This window comes from Kitasatospora sp. MBT63, from assembly GCF_000710465.2.
GTDB lineage: Bacteria > Actinomycetota > Actinomycetes > Streptomycetales > Streptomycetaceae > Kitasatospora.
Window position 1 is genome coordinate 1 of record NZ_JAIZ01000260.1, and the last position, 8,062, is coordinate 8,062.

Genomic DNA, 8,062 nt, shown 5'->3' on the forward strand with positions numbered 1-8,062 from the left:
GTCCGCAGGGGCAGCGTCGCGGGGGCCCGCCGCACCCGCGGCCCCGGGATCCGCCGGGTGGCGTCGGCATGCGTGGACCGGTCGGCTGCGGCGGCGGCGTCGGGGCCCGCGGCGGGCGACGCCGGGGCCGACGCGCTGCCCGCGGGCGGACAGCTCACGCCGAAAGAGTAGGGGACCCGGTCCGCGGAAGGGGAGAGTGCGGAACATTCGCTACCGATTTTCTCACCTGTGGTAGCGGTGTGGCGGCGGAGTGTGTGCGGTCCGCCGCGCGCTCCCCCGGCGGCCGGTCACGCCGCTGACCGGCCGCGATTCAGCGGCGGCGGAACAGCAGGTCGTGCACGACGTGGCCCTTGGCGAGTCCGGTGCGCTCGAACTTGGTCATCGGCCGCCAGCCGGGGCGCGGGGCGTAGCCGGGGACGCTGCCCGCGGGGTGGTCGGCGGGCTCCAGCCAGCCGGTGCCGTCGCCCTCGGGGTGCAGGTTCTCCAGTCCGGCCGAGGCGGAGAGCACCTGCAGCATCTGCTCGGCGTACTCCTCCCAGTCGGTGGCGCAGTGCACCAGGGCGCCGGGCGCCAGCCGCGGCAGCACCAGGTCGAGGAAGGACTCCTGGATCAGGCGGCGCTTGTGGTGCTTGGGCTTGGGCCACGGGTCCGGGAAGTAGACCCGCAGGCCGGCCAGCGAGGCGTCGGGGAGCATGTCGCGGATCAGGATGACGGCGTCGCCCGCGGCCAGCCGCACGTTGCGCGAGTCGTCCCGCTCCAGGAACTGCAGCAGGTTGCCGTGGCCGGGGGTGTGCACGTCGGCGGCCAGGATGCCGTGGTCGGGGGCGGCGGCGGCCATGGCGGCGGTGGTGTCGCCCATCCCGAAGCCGATCTCCAGGGTGACCGGGCGGCCCTCGAACAGCTCCACCAGGTCCAGCGGGGTGCCGTCGATCGCGAAGCCGTACTGCTCCCAGCTGCGGTCCAGCGCGCCGGCCTGGGCCTTGGTCATCCGGCCGCGGCGCGGCTGGAAGCTGCGGATGCGGTGCTCGCGGTGCTGCTCCTCGGTGGCCTTGTGCGGGTACATCGGCGCCGGGTATCCCGCCGGGGCGGCGGAGAGCCGGGCCGAGGGGCGCAGCTCGGTGTCGGGCGCGGCGGTCTCGGGCAGCTGGGGGCTGGGGGCAGTGGCAGTCACAATCGGCCAAGTCTAAAGGGGCGTGCGAGGGACCGGACCCGCGCGTGACGCATTCCTCACGCCGGGCGGCCGGTTCAGCCGCCGGCGTCGAGGGCGGCCAGGGCCCGGCGGGCCACCTCCCGGCCGATGCCCAGCGAGGCGGTGGCGGCGGGGGAGGGCGCGTTCAGGACGTGCACGGTGCGGCGGGCGCTCGCGGGGTCGTCCGGGTCGAACCCGGCGAACGCGAAGTCGTCCAGCAGCGAGCCGTCCCGGGCCACCGCCTGGGCCCGGACGCCGGCGGTGGCGGGCACCAGGTCGGCGGCGGTCACGGCGGGCAGCAGCCGCCGCACGGCAGCGGTGAACGCGCGCTTGGACAGCGAGCGGTGCAACTCGCCGACCTCGTAGCGCCAGTGGCGCCGGGCGATCTGCCAGGTGCCGGGGAAGGCGGCGGTCCCGGCCAGGTCGCGGACGTTCACGGTGCGCCAGTCGTAGCCCTCCCGGGCCAGCGCCGGGACGGCGTTCGGGCCGACGTGGACATCGCCGTGCACACCGCGGGTGAGGTGCACGCCGAGGAACGGGAAGGCCGGGTCGGGCACCGGGTAGACCAGGCCGCGGACCAGGTCGCGGCGGTGCTCGGCGAGTTCGTAGTACTCGCCGCGGAACGGGACGATCCGCACCCCCGGGTCGTCCCCGGCCAGCCGGGCGATCCGGTCGCTGTGCAGGCCCGCGCAGTTCACCAGGACACCGCAGCGCAGCTCGCCGGCCGAGGTCTGCACCGTGATGCCGTCCGCCCGGCGGGCGACGGCGCGCAGCTCGGTGCCGGTGCGCAGTTCGGCCCCCTTCTCCTCGGCGAGCCGGGCGTAGGCGCGGGCCACGGCCGGGAAGTCGCAGATGCCGGTGGTGCCGATGTGCAGCCCGGCCACGCCGGTGACCTGGGGTTCGTGCTCGCGGATGCCGTCCGGGCCGAGCTCGGTGACCGGGATGCCGTTCTCCCGGCCGCGTTCGGCGAGCGCGGCCAGCCGGGGCAGTTCGGCCCCGTCGGTGGCCACGATCAGCTTGCCGGTGACCTGGTGCGCGATGCCCTGCTCACGGCAGAACTCCACCATCTCGGCGGCGCCGCCGGTGGCGTACCGGGCCTTGAGCGAGCCCGGCCGGTAGTAGACGCCGCTGTGGATCACGCCGCTGTTGCGTCCGGTCTGGTGGGCGGCGAAGCCGGGTTCCTTCTCCAGCACCGCGACCGCGATCCCGGGCCTGGCCCGGGTCAGCGCGTACGCCGTGGACAGTCCGACGATCCCGCCGCCGACGACCAGCACATCGACCTCGTACCCCACTGCGGCCCCTTTCCGCCTGCTCCCCACCGTGATGGTTTCACGGTGGGGAGCCGCGGGTGGGGGTTTCCGGCTACGGCCGGGCCGGTGCGCCGTCGGCCCGCTGCCACGGCCAGCGGGCGTCGCGGCCCGCCTCCAGCAGCGGGATCAGCCGGAACGCGGCGTCGCCGAGGCCGCCGAAGGTGTGGCGCTGCGCGCCGCCGGACGGCGCGTGCCCGGTCCGGTAGCCGGCCAGGTTCCAGGTGTAGACCGGGACGTGGGCCGGTACGGGCGCCAGCGGGTCGCCCTGCCAGGTGCCGTACGCCTGCTCGTCGGTGACGATCACCACCCGGTCCTGCCCGCGGTAGTGGGCGCGGACGGCGCCGGCGGTGTCGGTGCCGCCGAGGTCGCCGAAGCGCTCCACGGTCCGCAGCACCGAGTCACCCGGGCCGGTGTCCAGGCGCCGGCTGGTCGAGCCGAACTCCACCAGGTCGGCGTCGGCGGCCCGCAGGGCCAGCGCGCTGCCGAAGACGGCGGCCGAGTCCGCGCGGTTGAGCTGGGTCTGCGCACCGGGCCGGTCGAACATCGAGCCCGAGCGGTCCACCAGGACCAGGGTGCGTCCCGGCAGCGCGGGCACGTTGGCCAGCGCGTGCCCGAGCGCCCGCTCCAGCGGCTGGGCCCAGCGCAGCGAGGGCGCGTGCCGGTACGCCGCCAGGTAGCGGAACGGGAACTGCCGTGAGCGCCGCACCTCCTGGGGGTCGCTGATCCGTCGGGCGACCTGCTCGGCGACCTCGTCGCGGACCCCGGCGCGGTCGAAGTTGCGCAGGTTGCGCAGCAGCGCCATGGTCCCCATCGAGGGGATGATCGCCTCCCAGACGGCGGCGTCCAGCGGTCCCTGCAGCCAGCCGGCCAGCGCCTCCCAGGGCATCCCGGCCTCGGCCAGCCGCTCGGCGCCGTCCGGCCCGGTCACCACCGCCCGCCGTTCGTCGGCCGGCAGGGCGAGCAGCGCCCGGTGGGCGGTCAGGGCGCGGTCGGCGGCGGGCGGCTGCGCGGTGTCCGGGTGGTGCCGGCGGTCCAGCGCGTACCGGAACAGCTCGCTCTGCCCCGGCCGGGCCGGGTCGGGCGAGGGGTGGGTCAGCTCCAGGACGTCACCGAACCGGAAGCCCTTGCCCGCGGTGTCGTACTTCAGCAGTGAACGCCCGTGGTAGAGACGGCGGGTGGCGTCGGCGACGCCGCGCTTGAGCGGCTTCGGCAGCGCGCGGCCGTACCGGGAGGTCCAGTAGGCGAGCAGCTCGCCGGGCTCGTCGGCCCGCTGCAGGACCGCGTCGACGGCCTGCCGGGAGTGCCCGGGGGCGCCGGCGTCCAGCCGGGCCCGGGTGAACTCGGCGGCGCCGACCAGCGAGGCGGTGCGCAGGTTGCCGTCGGCCCGCAGCCAGCGCAGCAGGCCGAGGGTCCACTCCGGGTCCTCGACGGCGAACTGCCGTACCAGCGCGGTGTAGCGGTCGTCGCGGCTGCCGCCGCGCTCGTAGAAGGTGTCCTGGCCGACCAGGTTGGCGGCGGCGAGGAGGAAGAGCTCCGACTTCCCGTCCCGCAGGTACCCGGTGCCGCGCTCGTGGTTGGCGGTCACCCGCCCGGTGGTCGCGACCGGCGACGACGGGCCCGACGGACCCGCCTTTCCCCGGCGGAGGTTGAAACGGGACATGCGGAATTCCCCCTGCTGGATGTGGTGGAGTGGACGAGGGGGAGGCCGGCCGGTGCACCCGAGATCGGATTCGGCCGTGGTCGGTGAATTTCGTTTCAACGCGCCACGAAGGACGCTCCACGGAAGTAACCACGGCCCTCGCACCGGGTGCACCGGCGCTGTGCCTCCCGAGATCGGATGCGGGTACCGGCGGATTTCTTGGAGGAAGTAGCCGGTACCCGGCGCACCGGGAGGTGCGGACATGCTGGGACTGCTGGTGTCGACATGCGTCCGGAGAACCGGAAGCGGCAGGGGCATCGGCTATTGCTCTACCCGACTGAGCTACACCGGCCGAGACCGGCGGCGGGGCTCGAACCCGCGACCCATAGATTAAGAAGTAGCCCCGGCCTGCGCACCCGGACGTTTTTCGACGGTCGCCGGACCATGAATCCGGCGACCAGCTGTCACATCTCCCCCGCACTCCGGCCGCCGCCGGAATGAGGGTGTCCGGAGAACCGGCCGGCAGGGGCATGAAAGTCAGGTGCTCTGTCCGCTGAGCTACACCGGCCGAAACCGGCAGCGGGATTCGAACCCGCGACCGCCTGATCCGAAGGAGCCTCTGCCTGCGCACCCGGACGAGGACGACGGTAGCCAATGCACCGCCGGACCCGCACCGCAATTAGCCGGAGGCGGTCAGCACCAGCCGGGCCCGCTCGGCCAGTTCCCGCACCCGGCGCTCGGCCTGGTACGGCTCCAGCAGCCGGAGCATCTCCACCACGTACTCCCGGCTGCGGTGCGAGGAGATCCGGCCGGCCACCTCCACCGCCCGCTCGCCGGCCGCCACCGCCGCGTCCAGGTCCCCGGCCTCCGCCTCCGCCATCGCGGAGACGAACAGCCGCAGGCCGTGCGAGCGCACGTACCCCTCGGTCGGCCGGGCCAGCGCCTCCCGGGTGAAGTGCCGCACCTTGGCGGGCACGCCGAGGTCCCGGAAGCACTCGGCGGCGTCCGCGGCCAGCCGGTCGTAGGCGTAGAAGTCGATCCAGGTCGGGTCCGGGTCCCCGGGCCGGGACCGGTCCAGCGCCGTCTCCGCGGCCGCCAGGGCCGCCGAACAGGCGGCCGCCGACCCGGCCTTGGCCTGCGCCCTGGCCTCCACCAGGTGGAAGAAGCTCATCGTCCGCGCGGTGGCCAGCCCCCGGTTGCGTTCCAGGGCCGCCTGCGCCAGGTCGATCGCCTCGTCCGGGAAGTTCCGGTACGCCGCCTGCAGGCTCATCGAGGCCAGCACGTAGCCGCCCAGGGGCACGTCGCCGGCGGCCCGGGCCAGGCGCAGTGCCTGGATGTAGTAGCGCTGCGCGGCCTCGTGCTGACCGGTGTCGAACGCCATCCACCCGGCCAGCCGGGTCAGTTCGGCCGTCGCGCCGAACAGCGCCCGGCCGACCGCGTCGCTGTAGGAGGCCAGCAGCAGCGGCGCCGCCTCCACCCGCAGGCACTCCGGCACCATCGACGAACGCCAGTCCCCGCCGCCGTACTTGGAGTCCCAGCGCCTGGCCTCCTGGGCGGCCTCGCGGAGCTTGGCCGCGTCCGAGTGCCCGACCCGGTAGCCGGACAGGTCCGGCGCCGGGGCCTCCCGGGCGACCGAGCCGTCCGCCGGGGCGATCAGCCAGCGCGAGACCGGTGTGGCGTACGCCGCCACCGAGAAGGTGCCGGCCAGGCTGTCGCTCCACCGCCCGCCGCCCGGCCCGCGCCGCAGGTCCAGGTCCACCCGCCACAGTTCGGTCGCCGACCGCACCGCCTCCGGCACCTCGCGCGGGAACTCCAGCCCCAGCTCCGGCGTCGGGTGCGAGTCGGCCAGGCCGATCTCCTCCAGCGGCACCGGGCGGCCCAGCTTGTTGCCGAGCGCGGTCGCGATCAGGTGCGGGACCGGGCGCTGCGGCACCATCCCCTTGGTCACCCAGCGGGCCACCGAGGTCTTGTCGTAGCGCAGCGTCAGACCGCGCTGGGCGCCGAGGTCGTTGACCCGGCGGGCCAGGCCGGCGTTGCTGATCTGGGCCAGCGACAGGAGCGCGCCGAGCCGTTCGTTCGGCCCTCGTGAGGTGACGGTCATGGTGGCGGTGGCACCCCCTGGCGACGTCGTGCGCGGATGGCGGCGAGCGGCAGGCGGCGGCGGCCCGCCCGAGGGTGTCCGCTCCATACTGCTGCACCTAGCGTAGTCGTACGGGTTCCGAGGGTTAAGAGGCTGCATTCCGGATGGCGGGATCGCGCGCCCGCGTGTCCGGCTCCGGCCCGGCGGCGGACCGGGCCGGTACGCCCCCTCCGGCCGCGGCCCGTCACCGCCGGAGGGGCGTGCTCCGGTCGTGTGCCGATGTGCGCCACCCGTGCCCCCTGGCTCGCCTGGCAGGTCGGCGATTCGCTGGAGGCCGTGGAACGGCCCGCCGCCGAGGACCCGGCGGGCCGGGGGAGACCGTCGCCCCCGTCCCCGCGGGCGACGGTCGGTCCGGGAGGGCATGCGGATGCCCTCCCGGGCTGTGCGGCGCCTTTCGGCCATCCGGAGATGTCCATGCCATGGACGGGCCCCGGGCCGGCCCGGCGGCCCCGCGCCAGGGGCGGACCGGGCCACGGAGGGGGAGGCCCGGGCCGCCGCCCGCGGACCGGCAGGACCACCCGCGCCCGGACCGCCCCGACGGCTACCGCCACCCGCGCCCGCGCCGACGCGCCCGATTTCGCCCCCGCAACACGGGTCACCACCGGCCCGTCCAGTGGCACGATGTCTCCTGACGGCGTGCCGGCCCGAGATCCCCCCAGCGCGCCCGATCCCTCGTCAGGCGGAGGCGCGATGCGGTGGCTCACCGGCTGGAGCGGGTCCCCCGGCACCGGCGACCCGGCCCTGGCGGCCGTCCGCCCCCTGGCCGGCACCGCCCTGTGGAGCGGACCCAACCCGCTCTGGGCGGTCGGCGACTGGCGCCCGGACGAGATCCGCCTGGTCACCCTGCGCCCCGGCGGCCCGGCCACCGTCCGGCCCGGCCCCGACCCGGCCGACCCCGCCGACCGCGACTCCCCCGCCACCCTGCGCCTCGCCGTGATCGGCCACTGCGGCGCCACCGACACCGAACTCGCCGCCGGACTCGCCGCCGCCCGCGGCGGAGCCGTCCGCCACCTCACCGGCTGGCCCGGCAGCTACACCGTGGTGCTCCGCGCCGGTCTGCGCAGCACCGTCCTGCTCACCGACCTGGCCGGGCTGCAACAGGTCTTCCACACCCCCTGGAGCGGCGGCACCGCGTACGCCACCGCCGCCCTCCCGCTCGCCGACCTGGTCGGCGCCCCGCTCGACCCCGACCACCTCGCCGCCGTCCTCGCCACCCCCGAGGCGCCGGAGGTGCTCGGCACCGGCACCCCGTACGCGGGCGTCCACCGGGTGCCGCCCGGCCACACCCTCGGCATCCGCAGCGGCCGCCCCTACACCGCCGGGTACGAGCCGGAGACCCCGCCCGGCCGCTGGACCCGCGAGGAGGCCCCCGCCGTCCGCGAACTCACCCGGGCCCTGCTGGAGGCCGTCCGCTGCCGGGTCAGGACCGCCGGACCCGAGGTCCCCGCCGCCCGCGCCGCCACCGACGGCCCCGATGCCCCCGACGGCCCGGACGCCCCCGGCGGCCGCCCCGCGCAGCGCGGCCTGCCGCGCGCCCGGCTCGGCGTCGACCTCTCGTACGGCACCGCCTCCACCACCGTCGCGCTGCTCGCCGCCGCCGTCCCGATCGGCCCCGCCACGGCGGCGGCCCGACCCGGCACCCCACTGCCCGCCCTGCGCACCGGCGCCGTCAAGGGCTCATGGGCCCGTACCCCCACCGCCCCCCGGCCCACCGCGCCGGAGTCCCTGGCGGCCGTCACCCTCGGCGAGAGCGAGCGGCCCACCCTCGCCGTCGACGCGCCCCG

The 8,062-nt window shown here is 76.1% G+C and carries 4 protein-coding genes and 1 pseudogene; 1 reads left to right on the forward strand and 4 read right to left on the reverse strand.

From position 1 onward, the window contains the following. Window positions 1-310 precede the first annotated feature (310 nt). The 4 genes from trmB to AA75_RS16465 all read right to left on the reverse strand — a co-directional run bounded on the left by trmB (window position 311) and on the right by AA75_RS16465 (window position 6,239). Window positions 311-1,063 carry a tRNA (guanosine(46)-N7)-methyltransferase TrmB gene (gene trmB / locus AA75_RS16450; protein ID WP_082526570.1) on the reverse strand — a complete coding sequence of 251 codons (753 nt, stop codon included), beginning with the start codon at window positions 1,061-1,063 and terminating at the stop codon, window positions 311-313. A 182-nt stretch (window positions 1,064-1,245) separates the two neighbouring features. Beyond that, window positions 1,246-2,481 carry an L-2-hydroxyglutarate oxidase gene (gene lhgO, locus AA75_RS16455; protein ID WP_033820798.1) on the reverse strand — a complete coding sequence of 412 codons (1,236 nt, stop codon included), beginning with the start codon at window positions 2,479-2,481 and terminating at the stop codon, window positions 1,246-1,248. Window positions 2,482-2,551: 70 nt separating this feature from the next. Next, window positions 2,552-4,159 carry a TROVE domain-containing protein gene (locus AA75_RS16460; RefSeq protein WP_033820799.1) on the reverse strand — a complete coding sequence of 536 codons (1,608 nt, stop codon included), beginning with the start codon at window positions 4,157-4,159 and terminating at the stop codon, window positions 2,552-2,554. 658 nt (window positions 4,160-4,817) lie between these two features. After that, complete coding sequence (locus AA75_RS16465; RefSeq protein WP_033820800.1) at window positions 4,818-6,239, reverse strand: hypothetical protein; 1,422 nt, start codon at window positions 6,237-6,239, stop codon at window positions 4,818-4,820. Between the two features lie 729 nt (window positions 6,240-6,968). Here AA75_RS16465 and AA75_RS16470 point away from each other — a divergent pair. Continuing rightward, window positions 6,969-8,062: pseudogene (locus AA75_RS16470) on the forward strand (asparagine synthase); the annotation flags it as partial.